This is a genomic window from Reyranella sp. GW821-FHT12G01, assembly GCF_058806575.1.
On record NZ_JBXAPV010000001.1, the window covers coordinates 3,869,490 to 3,886,434 of the forward strand.

Annotated in this window: 16 protein-coding genes; 1 reads left to right on the plus strand and 15 read right to left on the minus strand. The window is 66.2% G+C overall.

Features of this window, described 5'->3' with window-relative positions; genetic code table 11:
* Window positions 1-15: 15 nt before the first annotated feature.
* The 15 genes from AC1RP5_RS18790 to AC1RP5_RS18860 form a co-directional block, all read right to left on the minus strand.
* Window positions 16-459 (minus strand): arsenate-mycothiol transferase ArsC, encoded by a 444-nt coding sequence (locus AC1RP5_RS18790; protein WP_493113029.1) that lies wholly within the window; start codon window positions 457-459, stop codon window positions 16-18.
* Window positions 460-472: 13 nt separating this feature from the next.
* Complete coding sequence (locus AC1RP5_RS18795; RefSeq protein ID WP_493113031.1) at window positions 473-961, minus strand: UPF0262 family protein; 489 nt, start codon at window positions 959-961, stop codon at window positions 473-475.
* Window positions 962-966: 5 nt separating this feature from the next.
* Entirely contained in the window at window positions 967-2,268 is a 1,302-nt protein-coding gene (gene hisD / locus AC1RP5_RS18800; protein WP_493113033.1) for a histidinol dehydrogenase, read from the minus strand.
* On the minus strand, window positions 2,258-2,938 hold the full coding sequence (gene hisG, locus AC1RP5_RS18805) for an ATP phosphoribosyltransferase (protein WP_493113035.1): 681 nt from the start codon (window positions 2,936-2,938) through the stop codon (window positions 2,258-2,260). Before hisG ends, hisD begins: the two co-directional genes overlap by 11 nt.
* A gap of 49 nt (window positions 2,939-2,987) precedes the next feature.
* Entirely contained in the window at window positions 2,988-3,422 is a 435-nt protein-coding gene (locus AC1RP5_RS18810; RefSeq protein WP_493113037.1) for a DUF2948 family protein, read from the minus strand.
* Window positions 3,423-3,426: 4 nt separating this feature from the next.
* Window positions 3,427-4,710 carry a UDP-N-acetylglucosamine 1-carboxyvinyltransferase gene (murA, locus tag AC1RP5_RS18815; RefSeq protein ID WP_493113039.1) on the minus strand — a complete coding sequence of 428 codons (1,284 nt, stop codon included), beginning with the start codon at window positions 4,708-4,710 and terminating at the stop codon, window positions 3,427-3,429.
* Window positions 4,711-4,722: 12 nt separating this feature from the next.
* Entirely contained in the window at window positions 4,723-5,277 is a 555-nt protein-coding gene (dcd, locus tag AC1RP5_RS18820; RefSeq protein ID WP_493113041.1) for a dCTP deaminase, read from the minus strand.
* Window positions 5,278-5,311: 34 nt separating this feature from the next.
* Window positions 5,312-5,476 (minus strand): hypothetical protein, encoded by a 165-nt coding sequence (locus AC1RP5_RS18825; protein WP_493113043.1) that lies wholly within the window; start codon window positions 5,474-5,476, stop codon window positions 5,312-5,314.
* 73 nt (window positions 5,477-5,549) lie between these two features.
* Entirely contained in the window at window positions 5,550-8,645 is a 3,096-nt protein-coding gene (locus tag AC1RP5_RS18830) for an efflux RND transporter permease subunit (RefSeq protein ID WP_493113045.1), read from the minus strand.
* A 24-nt stretch (window positions 8,646-8,669) separates the two neighbouring features.
* The gene (locus tag AC1RP5_RS18835) at window positions 8,670-9,800 is read right to left on the minus strand and encodes an efflux RND transporter periplasmic adaptor subunit (RefSeq protein ID WP_493113047.1); all 1,131 of its coding nucleotides are present in this window, start codon (window positions 9,798-9,800) and stop codon (window positions 8,670-8,672) included.
* 49 nt (window positions 9,801-9,849) lie between these two features.
* On the minus strand, window positions 9,850-11,385 hold the full coding sequence (locus AC1RP5_RS18840; RefSeq protein WP_493113049.1) for an efflux transporter outer membrane subunit: 1,536 nt from the start codon (window positions 11,383-11,385) through the stop codon (window positions 9,850-9,852).
* Between the two features lie 4 nt (window positions 11,386-11,389).
* Window positions 11,390-12,094, minus strand: a complete 705-nt coding sequence (locus tag AC1RP5_RS18845) for a CerR family C-terminal domain-containing protein (RefSeq protein ID WP_493113051.1) — start codon at window positions 12,092-12,094, stop codon at window positions 11,390-11,392.
* 237 nt (window positions 12,095-12,331) lie between these two features.
* Complete coding sequence (locus AC1RP5_RS18850) at window positions 12,332-14,140, minus strand: acyclic terpene utilization AtuA family protein (protein WP_493113053.1); 1,809 nt, start codon at window positions 14,138-14,140, stop codon at window positions 12,332-12,334.
* A 3-nt stretch (window positions 14,141-14,143) separates the two neighbouring features.
* Complete coding sequence (locus AC1RP5_RS18855; protein WP_493113055.1) at window positions 14,144-15,124, minus strand: Bug family tripartite tricarboxylate transporter substrate binding protein; 981 nt, start codon at window positions 15,122-15,124, stop codon at window positions 14,144-14,146.
* 15 nt (window positions 15,125-15,139) lie between these two features.
* Entirely contained in the window at window positions 15,140-15,925 is a 786-nt protein-coding gene (locus tag AC1RP5_RS18860) for an enoyl-CoA hydratase (RefSeq protein ID WP_493113057.1), read from the minus strand.
* A 78-nt stretch (window positions 15,926-16,003) separates the two neighbouring features.
* Between AC1RP5_RS18860 and AC1RP5_RS18865 the strand changes: the two genes are divergently transcribed.
* The gene (locus AC1RP5_RS18865) at window positions 16,004-16,918 is read left to right on the plus strand and encodes a PaaI family thioesterase (protein WP_493113059.1); all 915 of its coding nucleotides are present in this window, start codon (window positions 16,004-16,006) and stop codon (window positions 16,916-16,918) included.
* Window positions 16,919-16,945: the final 27 nt, after the last annotated feature.

Sequence of the window (16,945 nt, forward strand, 5' to 3'; positions counted from 1 at the left end):
CAACGCTGAGTGCGGTCAGACTGTGGGTGCGATCGGGACGCCGAAGCGCGCTTTCAGTCGGGCCAGGACCTGATCGCGGGTGCGACGGTAGGCATCGAGCCTCGTCTCCCGCGATCCTTCCACGGCACTGGGGTCGGGCATCGGCCAATACTCGACCTCGGTCGCCGTACCGCGCGTGAATTCGAGCGCGCTGTGATGGGCTTCCGGTGACAGAGTGACGATGAGTTCGAACGAGGCGGGATCGACATCGTCGAACGTCTTGGCGTGATGTCGGTGAACGTCGATGTCGAGTTCGTCGAGGACAGACACCGCAAAGCCATCGACGTCGCTGGCCCTCACCCCCACCGAATCGACGTACAACGACCTTCCATAGAGCCGCTTGGCCAGGGCTTCGGCCATCGGCGACCGGACTGAATTCTCGCTGCAGGCGAAGAGCAGGCTGGACGGCAGTCCGGTCATCGCCGTTCCACGCTCACGACTTGATGTGAAGGGCGCAGATCAGCGTGAACAGCCGGCGGGCCGTGTCGTGATCGACCTCGATCTTGCCGTCGAGCCGCTCGCGCAACAGTTCCGAGCCCTCGTCGTGCAGGCCACGGCGGCCCATGTCGAGCGCCTCGATCTGCGCCGGACCCAGTTTCTTGATGGCGGCGTAGTAGCTCTCGCAGATCAGGAAGTAATCCTTCACGACCTTGCGGAACGGCGTCAGCGACAGGACGATGTCGCGCAGCTTCTCGTCGGCCTCGTTGCGCACATCGAACACCAGGCGCTGCTCGAAGATGCCGATGCGCAGCCGGTATGGGCCGGGCGCACTGCCGACCAGCAGAAAATCGTTTTCCTCGATCAGGTCGAACAGCGCGACAGCGCGCTCATGCTCGACCTCCGGCGCACGACGCGCGACCGATTCCTCGTCGAGCACGATATCGACGATGCGTCGTGTCCGGTCGGCTTGTTCGGACGACATGGCGGCTAGCGGCTCTGCAGCCGCAGGGAGACCGAGCGGCCATGCGCGCCCAGCCCTTCGGCATCGGCCAGCGCCACCGCCGACGGACCGAGGGCGGCCAGCGATTGCGGCGTGCAGGACACCAGCGACGTGCGCTTCAGGAAGTCTGACACGCCCAAACCACCGGAGAAGCGCGCGGCGCGCGAGGTGGGCAGCACATGGTTGGTGCCGGCGACATAATCGCCGATCGCTTCGGGTGTGTGGCGGCCGAGGAAAATCGCACCGGCATGGCGGATCTTCCGCGACAGTGTCTCGGCCGCGGCGATTTCCATCGCGAGTTCGACATGCTCAGCGGCGATGGCATCGACGATCGGCGGTGCCGCGGCGAAGTCCGGCACCAGAATGACCGCGCCATTGTCACGCCAGCTTGCGCCAGCGATCTCGGCGCGCGCCAGCGTCTTGAGTTCGACCTCGACTGCACGCACGACGGCGTCGGCAAAGACTGCATCGTCGGCGATCAGTACCGACTGCGACGATGGATCGTGCTCGGCCTGCGACAGCAGGTCGGCGGCGATCCATTGCGGATCGTTGTGCCGGTCGGCGACGACGAGAATCTCGGACGGACCAGCAATGAGGTCGATGCCGACCTGGCCGAAGACACGGCGCTTGGCGGCCGCGACATAGGCATTGCCCGGCCCGGTGATCTTGTCGACCGGCTTGATCGATTGCGTGCCATAGGCGAGTGCGGCCACCGCCTGCGCGCCGCCGATGCGCCAGACCTCGTCGGCGCCCGCGATCTCGGCTGCCAGCATGACCAGCGGATTGAGCGTGCCACCCGGCGTCGGCACCACCATGACGACGCGGCCCACGCCTGCCACTTTGGCCGGCACGATGTTCATCAAGACCGACGATGGATAGGCCGCCGTGCCGCCCGGAACATAAACGCCGGCCGCATCCACGGGCCGGTAGCGCGCGCCGAGGCGCGTGCCGGTGGCGTCGGTGAAGTCGACATCCTTCGGCATCAGCGCGCGGTGGAACGCCTCGATGCGCCTGGCCGCAAAGGTCAGCGCCTCGCGCTGCGCCGCCGTGGCCTGTGCGGCCACGGCACTGCGCTCGGCATCGGAGATGCGCATGTTGGCGATGGTGATACCGGCCCAGTCGAACTTCGCGGTGTAGTCGACGACGGCAGCGTCACCGCGTGCACGCACGTCGGCCACGATGCCAGCGACGATGCGGTCGACATTCTCGTCGGTATCCCGATTGCGCCCGAGGAAGGCCGAAAATTCCTTTTCGAAACCCGGCGCCGAGGCGTCGAGCCTAAGCGGCACTGGCGACCCCGAGTGCGACGTCGCGGAAACGGTCGATCCAGTGGCCGACCCGCTCGGGTCGCGTCTTGAGCGCGGCGCGGTTCACGATGAAGCGCGAGGTGACATCGGCGATGTGTTCGATCTCGACCAGGCCATTCTCTTTCAAGGTACGACCGGAATCGACGAGGTCGACAATGCGGTGGCTGAGGCCGAGCGAGGGCGCCAGCTCCATCGCGCCCGAGAGCTTCACGCATTCCGCCTGGACGCCGCGCGCCGCGAAGTGCTTGCGCGTCACCTCGGGATACTTGGTGGCGATGCGGACGTGGCTCCAGCGCCGCGGATCGTCGTTGCCCGCCATCTCGACCGGCTCGGCGACGGCCAGCCGGCACTTGCCGATGCCGAGGTCGATCGGCGCATAGATCTCGGGATAGTCGAACTCCATCAGCACGTCGGCGCCGGCGATGCCGAGATGCGCCGCGCCAAACGCCACGAAGGTCGCGACGTCGAACGAGCGGACGCGGATGATGTCGAGGTCGGGATGGTTGGTCGTGAAGCGGAGCTGGCGGGCGTCCGGATCGGCGAACGCCGCTTCCGGTTCGATGCCGGCGCGCGCAAACACGGGGGCAGCCTCTTTGAGGATGCGGCCCTTGGGCAGCGCCAGGATCAGCTTCTCGTTAGCCTCGCTCGACACGACAGGTTCTCCAGTAACGAACGCCCGCCCCTCGTCGGAGCCGGAAGGGCTATTCGACCGGGTGAGCGGGCTTCCACGGGGTGGGCCAAGGCTCCCCGACATCCCCCAAATGGCATGCGAGACGGCCGATTTCCAGCCGTATGGCCCGGCCGGCCGAGAAGCGCACGAGCACTGAACGGTCGTTTTCCAGCACTACGGCCAGCACTTCCAGCATCCGGTCGGGTTCGCCGGTGGGGATGTCATGGTGCCGCACGGCCGTCACATCATTGAAAACAAGGGCGGAATGGGTGCGGGAATGGCCATCGCCGTTGGAGTCGGCGTCCGGATCGGCTTCCCAGCGGAACCGGTTCAGCAGCAGCACGAAGCGCTTCTCGTCCTTGAGGTAGGCGCAGTCGCGGACCGCCACCAGGGCGTCCTGGACGGCGGCCGAAATGATGGCCAGGTCGTCGGCGTCGAGCGCGCTAAGTTTCAACTTGGCCGTCATCGACTCAGCCCTTCAGCCGCTCGATATCGGCGCCACAGCCGCTGAGCTTTTCCTCGAGACGCTCGAAGCCGCGATCGAGGTGATAGACACGATGCAGCATCGTGTCCCCTTCGGCCGACAGGCCGGCGATGGCGAGCGACACCGAGGCGCGCAGATCGGTCGCCATGACCTCGGCGCCGCGCAGCTTCGGCACGCCGCGCACCAGCGCCGACTGGTGATGGATGGTGACGTTGGCGCCCATGCGCGCCAGTTCCGGCACATGCATGAAGCGGCTCTCGAAGATCGTCTCGGTGATCATCGAGGCGCCCTGGGCGCGCGTCATCAGCGCCATCATCTGCGCCTGCAGGTCCGTCGGGAAACCCGGGAACGGCTCGGTCATCACGTCGACGCCGTGCAGCGCGCCGTTGGTCCGGTGCACGCGCATGCCCTTCTCGGTGTCCTCCAACGTGACGCCGGCCGAGCGCAGGCTGGCGGCCACGGTGTCAATCAGGTCGACGCGGCCGCCGATCAGCTCGACGTCGCCCGCCGTCATCGCGACGGCCATGGCGTAGGTGCCGGTCTCGATGCGATCGGGGATGACCGCATGCTCGATCGCATTGAACGACGTCACGCCCTCGATGGTGAGCGTCTCGGTGCCGATGCCGCCGATCGGCACGCCCATCGCCGACAGGCACTCGGCGAGGTTGGTGATCTCGGGCTCGCGTGCGGCGTTGTCGAGCACGGTCGTGCCCTTGGCCAGCGCGGCCGCGATCATAAGGTCCTCGGTCGCGCCGACCGAAACCTTGGGGAAGGTGTAACGGCCGCCGCGCAGGCCCTTTGGCGCGCGCGCGACCATGTAGCCGCCGTCGATGTCGATCTCCGCGCCCATCGCCTTCAGCCCGGCGATGTGCAGATCCACGGGACGCGCACCGATGGCGCAGCCGCCCGGCAGCGAGACCTTCGCCTGGCCCTCGCGCGCCAGCAGCACGCCCAGCACCAGCATCGAGGCCCGCATCTTGCGCACGATGTCGTAGGGCGCCGTCGTCGAGGTGATGTTCGAGGCCTTCAGCACCAGGGTCGTGCCGTGGCTATGGCCGTTCTCGCCGGCCGCGGCCGAGACCTCGACGCCATGCTGCTGCAGCAACTGGATCATGGTCGAGATGTCGGCGAGCCGCGGCACGTTGTGCAGGGTCAGCGGCTTGTCGGTCAGCAGCGACGCCACCATCAGCGGCAGGGCCGCGTTCTTGGCGCCGGAAATACGGATCTGGCCCTTGAGCTGGTGGCCGCCCCTGATGCGAATCTTGTCCATGGTCGCCTCCGCTCAGATTTTCGGCAGGGTGACGCCGCGCTGGCCCTGATACTTGCCGGCCTTGTCGCGGTAAGAGACCTCACAGGGCTCGTTGCCCTGGAGGAAGAGGAACTGGCACGCGCCCTCGTTGGCGTAGATCTTCGCGGGCAGCGGCGTGGTGTTGGAGAATTCCAGGGTCACGTGACCCTCCCACTCCGGCTCCAGCGGCGTCACGTTCACGATGATGCCGCAGCGCGCATAGGTCGACTTGCCGACGCAGATCACCAGCACGTCACGCGGGATGCGGAAATATTCGACCGTCCGCGCCAGTGCGAAGGAATTGGGTGGGATGATGCAGACATCGGTGTTGCGGTCGACGAAGCTCTGCTCGTCGAAGTTCTTGGGGTCGACGACCGAGGAATTCACATTGGTGAAGATCTTGAAGTCGTTGCCGACGCGGGCGTCGTAGCCATAGGACGACAGGCCGTATGAAATGACCCCTTCGCGCTTCTGGGCATCGACGAAGGGCTCGATCATGCCCTTCTCCTGCGCCATCCGGCGAATCCAGCGATCGGAAAGAATGCTCATCAGGGGGCGCTTCTAAAGGAGGGAGGGGGCCGGCTCAACCGCCGGGCTTCTCGGTAATCCTGCCAGCCTCTGCCGGCTTCGGGACATCCCCCTTGGCGCGCGCCTGCGCCTTGCGCCGTTTCAGGTTTTCGCGCAACGCGGCAGCAAGCCGTTCGGCGCGTTCGTCCTTCTCCGGGACGAGTTTGGAGGGGGCCGTCATGGCCCGGACAATACACTATTGGGGGGCGGCCGGGGCAGTCTTGTGTGCTGCCCCGGCCGCATTCCTCGGGCCTTCAGTCGCCCGCCGGGACGGCCTCGGAGGGCTCGGCGGCGCCGCGCTTCTTGGAATGGTCCGCCGCCAGCATCACGTAGACCGCCGGCACCACGAACAGGGTGAACAGCGTGCCGACCGCCAGGCCGCTGGCGATCACCAGGCCCATCGAGAAGCGCGACAGGGCACCCGCGCCGGTGGCCACGATCAGCGGCACCACGCCCAGCACCATCGCCGCCGTGGTCATCAGGATCGGGCGGAGACGGATGCCGGCGGCCTCGAGGATGGCCTCACGGCGCGACTTGCCGGCTTCCTGCAGCTCGTTGGCCACCTCGACGATCAGGATGCCGTGCTTGCTGATCAGGCCCATCAGCGTGACGAGACCGACCTGGGTGTAGATGTTCAGGGTCGCGCCCGGCATGTTGATCGTACTGAGCGCCATCAGAAAGATGAGCGCGCCGGCGATCGACATCGGCACCGAGAACAGGATGATCAGCGGATCGCGGAAGCTCTCGAACAGCGCCGCGAGCGACAGGTAGATGATGATCAGCGCGAAGCCGAAGGTGACGATGAAGCCACCGGTTTCCTGAATGTACTGGCGCGACGCACCGCCGTAGTCGACCGAATAGCCCTGGGGCAGCGTGCGCTGCGCCAGGTCCTTCAGCGTCTCGAGCGCCTCGGCCTGGGAGACGCCCGGGAAGGCGACGCCCTGGATGGTGGCGCTGTTGAGCTGCTGGAAGTGGTTCAGCGACTGCGGGATCGCCTTGGTGACGATCTTGGCGACCGTCGACAGCGGCACCGAGGCGCCGTCGGCCGTCTTGATGTGATAGTCGAGGATCTGGTCGATGTTCTGACGCGAGGTCTGCTGGACCTGCGGGATCACCTTGTACGACCGGCCGTCGAGCGCGAAGTAGTTGACGTAACCGCCGCCCAGCATCGAGCCCAGCGCGCCGCCGATGTCGCTCATCTTGAGGCCAAGCTGGGCTGCCTTGTCGCGATCGATCACCACGGTGGCCTGCGGCGAATCGATCTTGAGATCGGTGTTGAGGAAGATGAACCGGCCGGTGGCGAGCGCCTCCTGCAGGAACTTCTGCGCGACCTCGTTCAGTGCGTCGAAGCCGCCGGTCGTGTTGATGATGAACTGGATCGGCAGGCCGGTGGAACCCGGCAGCGGCGGCGGCTGGAAGGCCACGACCTGCGCGCCCGCGATGCCCGCCAGCTGCTGCTGCACGATCGGCTGCAGCTGGTTGGAGGTCATGGCGCGCTTGTCCCACGGCTTCAGCACGTAGCCCGCGATCGACTGGCCGGGCACGTCGAGCTGGAAGACATGATCGGTCTCGGGATGGCCGGCGCCGATCTTGTAGATCTCGCGCGAGTAGATCTGGCGCTGGTCGATGGTCGAGTTCGGCGCCGAGGTCGCAAACGCGATGATGACGCCCTGGTCCTCCTGCGGCGCCAGCTCGCTGCTGGTCGCCGAATAGAGGTAGACGATGCTGCCCAGCACGATGACCGCGAAAGTCGCCGTCACCGGCAGATACTTCAAGCTGCCCGTCAGCCAGCGCGAATAGCCGCGACGCAGCGCGTCGAACACGCGGTCGATGCCGCGTATCAGGCGCGCCTCGAGGCCACGATCGTTCTCGCCGTGCGGCTTCAGCATGCGCGAGCACATCATGGGCGACAGCGTCAGCGCCACGATGGCCGAGATGGTGACCGCGCCCACGAGGGTGAACGCGAACTCGGTGAACAGCGCGCCGGTCAAGCCGCGCTGGAAGCCGATCGGCACATAGACTGCGATCAGCACCACGGTCATGGCGATGATCGGTCCGCCCAGCTCGCGCGCCGCCTGGATGGCGGCGGGGAAAGGCTTCTGCCCCTCCTCCAGATGCCGGTTCACGTTCTCGACCACGATGATCGCGTCGTCGACCACGAGGCCGATCGCCAGCACCAGTGCGAGCAGGGTCAGCAGATTGATGGAGAAGCCGAAGGCCGCCATCATCGCGAAGGTGCCGATCAGCGACAGCGGGATCGCAATGACCGGGATGATCACCGAGCGCACCGAGCCCAGGAAGGCGAAGACCACGAGGGTCACGATCACCAGCGCTTCGACGAGGGTACGGATCACCTCGTCGATCGAGGAGTTCACGAACTCCGTCGAGTCGTAGATGATCTGGCCGTTCAGCCCCTGCGGGAGCTGCGCCTGGATCTCGGGGAAGACCTTGCGGACGCCGGCGATGACGTCGAGCAGGTTGGCGGCCGGTGCGACCTGGATGCCGATATAAACCGCCTTCTGGCCGTCGAAGCTCACCTCGGATTCATAATCATCCGAGCCCAGCGTGACGTTGGCGACGTCGCTCAGGCGAACGATCGCACCCTTGTCCTGCTTCAGCACCAGGTTGCGGAATTCCTCCAGCGAGCTCAGCGCCGTCGAGGCCTTGAGCGTCACCTGGACCATCTGGCCCTTGGTCGTGCCGAGACCCGCGATGTAGTCATTCGCGGTGAGCGCATTGCCGACATCGGCCGCGGTCAGGCCATAGGCCGCGAGCTTCTGCGGATCGAGCCAGGCACGCAGCGCGAAGTTCTTGGCGCCCAGCAGCTCGGCCGTCTGCACGCCCTCGACCGCCTGCAGCTTGGGCTGCACGACACGGACGAGATAGTCGGTGATCTGGTTGGGCGCGAGCTCGGTGCTGTTGAAGCCGATATACATCGCGTCGATCGTCTGGCCGATCTTCACCGTCAGCACGGGTTGCTGCGTGCCGGCGGGCAGCCGATTCAGCACCGAACTCACCTTGGTGTTGATTTCGGTCAGCGCCTTGCTCGAATCGTAGTTGAGGCGCAGGTAGACCGTGATGGTGCTGACGCCGCTCTGGCTGGTCGACGTCATGTAGTCGATGCCGTTGGCCTGGGCGATCGCCTGCTCCAGCGGCGTGGTGATGAAGCCCGCGATGACGTCGGGATCGGCGCCGTAATAGGTCGTCGTGATCGTGACGACCGCGTTCTCCGTGCGCGGATACTGCAGCACCGGCAGGCCGCTGATGGCACGCAGACCGACGACCAGGATCAGCAGGCTCACCACGCTCGCCAGCACCGGGCGGCGGATGAAGATATCGGTGAACTTCATGGGACGATGTCCTGAAAGGGCTGACTACTTGTCGACGATCTTCGGCGCGGCGTCGTTGGTCGGCACTGCGCTGTTGTTGACGACGACAGGCACGCCGTTGCGCAGCTTGATCTGGCCCGAGGTCACGATCATGTCGCCTTCGGAGACGCCCTTCAGGATCGCGACCTGGTCGCCACGCGTGGCGCCCGTCGTGACGAAGACCTGACGCGCGTTGAGCTGCGGCTTGCCGTCGGCCGTCTTGCCCTTCTCGTCGACGATGTAGACCAGCGAGCCGTAGGGATTGTAGGCCACCGCCGTCTGCGGCAGCGTCACCAGCCGCTGCGCCTTGCCGGTGTCGAGCTCGACGGTGGCGAACATGCCGGGCAACAGCTTCTGGTCGGCGTTCGCCAGGGTCGCGCGCACCTGGATGTTGCGGCTGCCCGTATCGATCTTCGGATTGATGGCGGTGATCTTGCCCTCGAAGGTGCGGCCGGGGAAGGCGTCGACCTTCGCGCGGACCTTCTCGCCGACCGAGATTTGCGCCACCGCCTGCTGCGGCAGCAGGAAGTCGACGAAGATCGGATCGAGCGACTGCAGGGTCGCGATCTCGGTACCGGCCGAGAGGAACTGGCCGAGATCGACCTGACGCAGGCCGAGCTTGCCGTCGAACGGCGCGCGCAGCGTCTTCTTGTCGAGGATCGCCTTCTGGACGGCGACCTGTGCCTTGGCATTGCGCAGATTGGCCTCGTCATTGTCGACGATCGCCTGGCTGATCGCCTGCGCCTTGAGCTGCTTCACGTCGCGGTCGTAGGTGATCTGCGCGAGCGCCGCCGTGGCCTCGAGCGACTGTAGGCGTGCGGCTTCATCTTCGTTGCGCAAGGTGAGCAGCACCTGCCCCGCCTTCACCTCGTCGCCCGACTGGAAGGTGATGCTCTCGACCACGCCGGGCACTTCGAGCGACAGCTCCGCGCCGCGCACGGCGCGCAGGCTGCCGACCGCGTCGATCTTGGGTTGCCAGTCGCTGCTCTCTGCCTTGGTGGCAGAGACCGTCTGCGGAATGTTGGCCATGCCGGCCATCGCTTCCTTGATCTTGCCGTTGACGAAGGTCTTGAAGCCGAACAACCCGCCGAGCACTGCGCCGACGAGAACCAGCATGATGAGCATTCGCTTGATCATCGTATGCCTCTTGAACCGATCTTAAGTTGAAGTCATGGGACGCGGCCGGTCAGTGACCGGCGCGCGGAAGCTTGATGTCCTGGACGGGCGGCAGCGTGAAACGCGAGGGCGTGCCCATCGATTTCGGATCGACGTCGGTGCGGTTCCACCAGCCGCCGCCCAGCGCCTGGAACAGCGCGGCGGTGTCGGTGTAGCGCGCGGCCTGGGCCCGCAGCCGGTTGATGACGGCGGTCTGGTAGGTCTGCTGGGCGTTGAGCAGGATCAGGTAGTTCACGGCGCCCAGCTGGTACTGCTGCTCGGACAGTCGCAGGCTCGCGGCCGCGGTCTGTTCGGCGGCGACCTGCGCGCGCAAGGTGTCGGCGTCGGACTGGAGGGCGCGCAGCGCGTTGGCGACGTCCTGGAACGCCGACAGCACGACGCCGCGATATTGCGCGGCCGCCCGCTCATAGGCAGCGACTGCGGCCTTGCGCTGGCTGTCGAGCCGGCCGCCGTCGAAAATGGTCTGTGCGAGGCCGAGGCCAACGCTCCACACGCCAGCACCCGGCACGAGCAGCGAGCCGAGACCGCCCGACGAGAAGCCCAGCAGGCCGGTGATGGTGAACGCCGGCATCTGGTTGGAAACGGCGACGCCGATATCGGCGCTGGCGGCGTGGAGCTGCGCCTCCGCCGCCTTCACGTCGGGGCGCTGCTCGACGAGTTGCGAGGGCAGGCTGAGCGGCAAGTCGGTCGGCAGCTTCAGCTTGGAGAGATCGAACTTCTCGCCGCGATCCTGGTCGGGCGTGCGACCGACCAGCCGCATCAGCCCGTTGCGCTGGATGGCGAGCTGCTTCTCCAGCGGCGGCAGGGTGGCCTGCGTCTGCGTGAGGGCGGCTTCCTGCGCGAGCACGTCGGCGCGCGAGGCGCCGCCCAGGTCGAACTGGCGGCGCACCACGCCCAGCGAGTTGTTGAGAATGGCGATGATGCCCTTGGTCGCGTCGATCTGCGCCTGCAGCGAGGCGAGATTGATCGCGGCCACGACGACGTTGGAGGTCAGCGTGAGATACGTCGCCTCGAGCTGGAAGCGCTGGTTCTCCGCCGCCGCTTCCTTGGATTCGACCTGCCGCCGCACACCGCCGAAAATATCGGGCGAATAGGAGATGTTGAGCGATGCGGCTGTGACGCCGTAGGTGATCGACGGGCCGCTTTGGCCCTGCGATGCCAGCGAGACCTGCTGCTGCGTGCCGGAGGCATTGGCGCTCAAGGTCGGGAACAGGCTGCCCTGCTGGGCGAAGAAGTTCTCGCGCGCCTGGCGGAGTGCGGCCTGCGCGGCATCGACGTCGGGATTGGCCTGCAGCGATTCCTTGATCAGCGCGTCGAGCTGCGGCGACTGGAATAGCGTCCACCATTCGCCGGGAATGTCCTTCTCAGGGACAAAAGTCTGGGCAGCACCACCCGGGCCGGCCGCCGAACTGGTCTGCGGCGCCAGCGCTTCGGGCGTGTAGCTCGTCGCGGTGGGCTTGTCGGGCTTCACGAAATCCGGGCCCGCGGTGCAGCCCGCGAGCAGCATGGCCGTGAAGGCGACGAGGAAAGGCGAACGCTTGTGCATGCTCTTACTCGTGAATTTGTTGTGCGGGAGACACGGCACGGCAGATGGCGAGCGTCTGCTCGCGCACGATCTGCTTCATCAGGCGCACACTGTCGGCGTCGAGGCCCGAGCCCGTGAGGATGGGTCGCTTGTTGTTGTTGCAGAAGATGACCACCTGGCCGATCAGCGCCATGGTGCGCAGGAGCATCTCCTGATCCGTCTCGGACTTGCCGTGGATGCGCGCGAACAGCGCGAGGCAGGGATTGAATATCTGCCGCATGCCATTGTCGTGCAGCCGGTCGAGACCTGGCGTCTCCTCGACCTCGGCGCGGGCGAAGATGAGCCGGCGGCTCTCGACCTGGGTGCCGCTCATCACGAGCGTCACGAAGGCCTCGAGCATCTCGCACAGGAGTTCGGTCAGCTCGGCCGGCGTGGCCTGGGCGCTATCGAGCGCCGCGCGGACCCGGGGCGCCACCTCGGCCATGTGCCGCTCGGTGTCGGCCACGATGTCCTCGATGATCGCCCGGTACAGGCCTTCCTTGTTGCCGAAATAGTACTGGATCGCCGGCAGGTTCACGCCCGCGCCCTCGGCGATCTGCCGGGTGCTGGCGCCCTCGTAGCCCTGGGCAGCGAACAGATCGAGCGCGGTTTCCAGGATGCGCCGCCGCGTATCTTCGCCCCGCGCCTGTGTGGCGGGGCGGCCGCGGCCAGTGGATTGGATGTCGGTCATAAGTACCCTGAACGGCGCTAACCTAGGGGACTTATTATCAGACGATATACTATGTCAATCGATAGATATTATCTTGGGCAGCGCAAATATGGTCTTTGCCAGAGCGAGTCTCTCCGGCGGGCGCTCCATATTCGAAGCACCATCAGAGCTACATGATCCAACGATCAAGTCTTTGTAAAAACTTGCCAATTACCCCTCACCTCAACTTCATCCTCAGGATGAAGAGGTCAGAGCAGGTTAAGTGCCGAGCTTCGCTGCCAGCGCCTTCGGCACGCGGACAGGCATGTCCAAAAGCATCTGCGCGAAGGCCTTGGCCAACGGATCGGCCTTCAACGAGGCCATCCCGCCACCGCCCAGCGCCTGGCGCAGCAGGAAATTGAAACCCTTGATGCCGGGCAGCCGCCAGCGCGTGACAGGGCCGTTGATGCGATGGGCGAAATACTTCGCGACCGCCTCCTCCGTCACTTCGGCCTCGAGGATGGGCTCGTACTCCGGCTGGCGGGCGAAGATGCCTATATTGGCATTGTCGCCCTTGTCGCCCGAGCGGCCGTAGGCAAGCGCAACCAGCGGCACGGTCGTCGTATCCCCACCCGGCTGCGGCTTGGCGGCCGGTGCCTCGACAGGCAACTGGGCCGCCGTGAAGCCGCCGCTGCGGGCGCCTTCCTGCAAGGCAATCTGGTGGCCGCCGACATCGACCGTGACCGGCACCATCGACTTCGGCACGAGGCAGGAGAACATGCGGATGACGGGCGACGGCGAGACACGGCCGGCGCCGAAGCTGCCGGTCATGCCGACGACGCCACCGGTCGACATGGGCGAGATCTCGCGCCCGAGCAGGCCGAGCGCTTCCTTCTGGTCGTGCTTGGCGGCGATCTTCACCACGACCTCGCGCGCATCGGGCGTGCGGCCATGCGGCCCGTAGGTCGCCTCGCTGCCGATCACCTCGATGCTGACGTCGCGATAGTCGGCCATGCCCTTCTCGGCAAACATACGGCGCGTCTTCTTGATGATCGACTCGGCGCTGTGGCGCCCCTTGGCCACCGCCTCGCGCCCACCCAGCATGAAGATCGAGCTGAACTTGTAGCCGTCGGGCCAGGTGGTCGAGACCTTGTAGGTGTCCGTGGGCGGCCGGCCCTTCGCGCCGCTCACGCGAACGCGATCCTTGCCCACCTGTTCATAGGTCGCCTGCGTGAAGTCGCAGACGACGTCGGGCACCATGTAGGCGCGCGGATCGCCGATCTCGTAGAGCATCTGTTCGGCGACCGTCGCGGTGCTGATCAGGCCGCCGGTATTGTCGGGCTTTGAGAGCACGAAGCTGCCGTCACTCGACACTTCGGCGATCGGGAAACCCATGTTGTCGTAGTCGGGCACCAGTCGCCAATCGGTGAAGTTGCCGCCGTTGCACTGCGCGCCGCATTCGATGATGTGGCCGCACAGCGTGCCGGCGGCCAGCCGGTCGAACTCTTCCGGCGTCCACGAAAACGCGTGGATCAGCGCGCCCAGGGTCACGGCCGAGTCGACACAGCGTCCGGTGATGACCACGTCGGCGCCCTCGGCCAGGGCGCGCGCGATCGGGAAGCCGCCGAGATAGGCGTTCATGCTGGCGATCTTGCCCGGCAGCTCGGCACCCGTGTCCATCTCGCGAATGCCGGCGGCGCGGAACTCGTCGACTCGCGGCAGGATGTCGTCACCCAGTACGACCGCGACCTTCAGCGTCACGCCCGCGGCCTCGCAGGCCTTCAAAACGGCATCGCGGCACGCCAGCGGATTGACGCCGCCGGCATTGGTCACGACCTTGATCTTCGTCTCGGCGATCTCGCGGGCGAGCGGCGCCATCACGACCGACACGAAGTCGACGGCGTAACCTGCCTGCTGGTTACGCAGCTTCTGCGCCGCCATGATCGACATGGTGACTTCGGCGAGATAGTCGCTCACCAGATAGTCGACGTTGCCATGGCGGACGAGCTGCACGGCGGCCGTCTCGGTGTCGCCCCAGAATCCCGAATGGCAACCGATGCGGACAGTCTTCGCGGTCGTCTCGCTCATGGCTCAACCCTCCGGCTGGATCCCCGCCTCGCGTGCGAGCTTGGTCCACTTCTCGATCTCGGCCTTCTGAAAGGCGAGCAGCTCTTCCGGCGAGCCGGGCTTCAGGATCACGTTGAAGTCGCGCATGCGCTGCTGCATCTCGGGCTTCGCATATTCTTCCCGGATGATCGCATTCAGCTTGTCGATGATCGGACGCGGCGTCTTGGCCGGCGCGAACATCGCGTACCAGCCGTCGAGGTCGAACTCGATGCCCTGCTCGCGTAGCGTCTTGAGGTCGGGCAGGTTGGGCGAGCGCTCGGACGAGATCGACACGATCGGCTTCACTCTGCCCGACTTGATGTGCGGCAGCACGGTGCCGATGTCGGCCACCATGTACTGCAGGGTGCCGCTCAGCACGTCGTTCAGGGCCGGCGGCACGCTCTTGTAGGGCACCTGCACGGCGTCGAAGCCCAGCATCCGCTTCAGCGTTTCGCCGGCGACCACGCCGGTGCTGTTGCCGGTGCCGTAGGAGAGCTTGCCCGGATTGGCCTTGGCGTAGGCCACCAGCTCCTGGATGGTGCTGAAGGGTGCGCCGGGATTGGCGACGACGCAGAATGGGACCAGGCCGACGAAGCCGATGGTCTCGAAATCTTTCACTTGGTCGTAGGGCACGTTCTTCACCAGCGCCGCGGCCGCCGCATGCGAAGTGTTCGAGGTGAACATCAGCGTGTAGCCGTCGGGCGCGGCACGCGCCACGGCGGCGCCGGCGATCGTGCCGTTGGCGCCGGGCTTGTTGTCGATGGTGACCGGTTGGCCGAGCTGTGCGGAGAGCTTCTCGGCGAAGATGCGCGCCATCGTGTCGGTGCCGCTGCCGGCGGCGAACAGGATCACGATGCTGATCGGCTTGGCAGGCCACGCAGCTTGCGCCAGCGCGGCGGTCGATACGGTCGGTCCCAGCACGGCGGCCGCCGCGGAGGACACGAGGAACTGACGACGGTCGATCATTGGGTAGCTCTTTTCTTACTTCTTCTTGCGATTGACGAAGGCGCCCATGCGCTCGATGTGCTCGCCCTCTGCGACCGACTGGGCGAAGGAATCGATGCCGGCCTGCACCGCCTCGTCGAGCGGCAGGCGCTCCCAGCGGCGCATCAGGCGCTTCTGCGCACGCACCGCGAGCGGCGTCGCCTCGATGATCGAGTGCACGCAGCGCTCGATCGCGGCATCGATCTTCGAAGCCTCGACCATCTCTTCGATCATGCCCCAGGCCTCGGCCTTGCGGGCGTCGATGTTCTCGCCGGTGAGCAGCAGCCACGAGGTGCGGCCCCAGCCGATCAGGCGCGGCAACAGCGCGGCCTCGACCACGGAGGGAATACCGACCTTCACCTCGGGCATGCCGAAATGCGCCGTATCGGTGGCGATGCGCATGTCGCAGGCCGCCGCCACTTCGAGACCTGCGCCCAAGGTGTAGCCTTCGAGGCGACAGATCACCGGCACGGGACAGTCGCGGATCGACTGGCAGAGCTTGTGGACCATGGTGATGAACGCGCGTCCGTCCTCGGACGTGCGCATCCCCGCCATGTGGTTGATGTCGGCGCCGCCGATGAAGGCGCGACCGCCGGCGCCGGAGAAGACGACGACTCGCAGATCTTCCTCGGCCGAGAGTGCGTGGAAGGCCGCGGTGAGATCGTGCAGAGCCGATGGGTTGAGGACGTTGAGACGCCGGGCATTGTCGAACACCAGATGGGCCACCACACCGGCATCGCGCTTGTCGCGCCGGACCTCGATCTTGTGGGTGGCATCCGCCATGACGTTTCGCTCCGTGGCTCTTTGTGATTGGGTGATTCTCCCCTATTAGAACCCGCCAACGAAGCTTCACAAGAGCCAATGCCCGACATGCGTCCCGACCTTGCCTCCTGGGGCATCGACCTTTCCCGCTACACGGTTTTCGTGCCGTCCGATCCCTTCGAGGATCATGTCGGGCCGCTCTTCTTCGAGCTGCAGGGCGACGCCCGCAAGGCAGGTACGATGCATTGCGTGATGCCGACCCTGCCGCGCCACGGCAACTACATGGGCGGCGTGCATGGCGGCGGCATCCTGACCTTCGCCGACTATGCGCTCTGCCTGGTGGCGGGCCGCGCGGCCGACGGCGGGACCAACAGCTCCTTCGCCATGACGGTGAGCATCGCCGTCGAGTTCCTGAACGGCGCGGTCATTGGACCGCCGCTGGAAGCGCGCGGCGAGCCGCTGCAGGTGACGGGCCGCCTCGCCTTCGCGCGCGGCTCGATCACCCAGGAAGGCCGCACCATCGCGCTGTGGTCGGGCGTGTGCCGCCACGTCGCGCGCGCCAAGGCGATGGCGCGCAAGGACGAGCAGGCTCCGTCACGCATCGACCTGCCGCCGCAGGTCGTGCCGGAAGGCTTCGAGCCGTTCAAGGCCAGCGCCTACTCCACGCATATCGGCCCGGCCTTCGTGCGCAAGGAAACCGACGGCGCCTCGCTGGTGCAGCCGACGCTCGCGCGCATGTGCAACTCCGGCGGCGCGCTGCACGGCGGCTACATGATGAGCTTCGCCGACACGGCCATCACACGCGCCGCGGCGATGGCGACCGACATGGGGCCCACCACCGTCTCCTTTGCCGCCGAGTTCCTGTCGGCCGGCGACATCTCCGCGCCACTTGTCACGCGCGTCGAAGTCCCCAAGCGCGGCAAGTCGATCGCCTTCCTGCGCGGATTGCTGGAGCAGAACGACCGCGCCCTGCTCTCCTACTCCGCGACCGTGATGCTGCGGCCGCGCCGCTGACAAATGTCGTCCTGAGCGCAGCGAAGG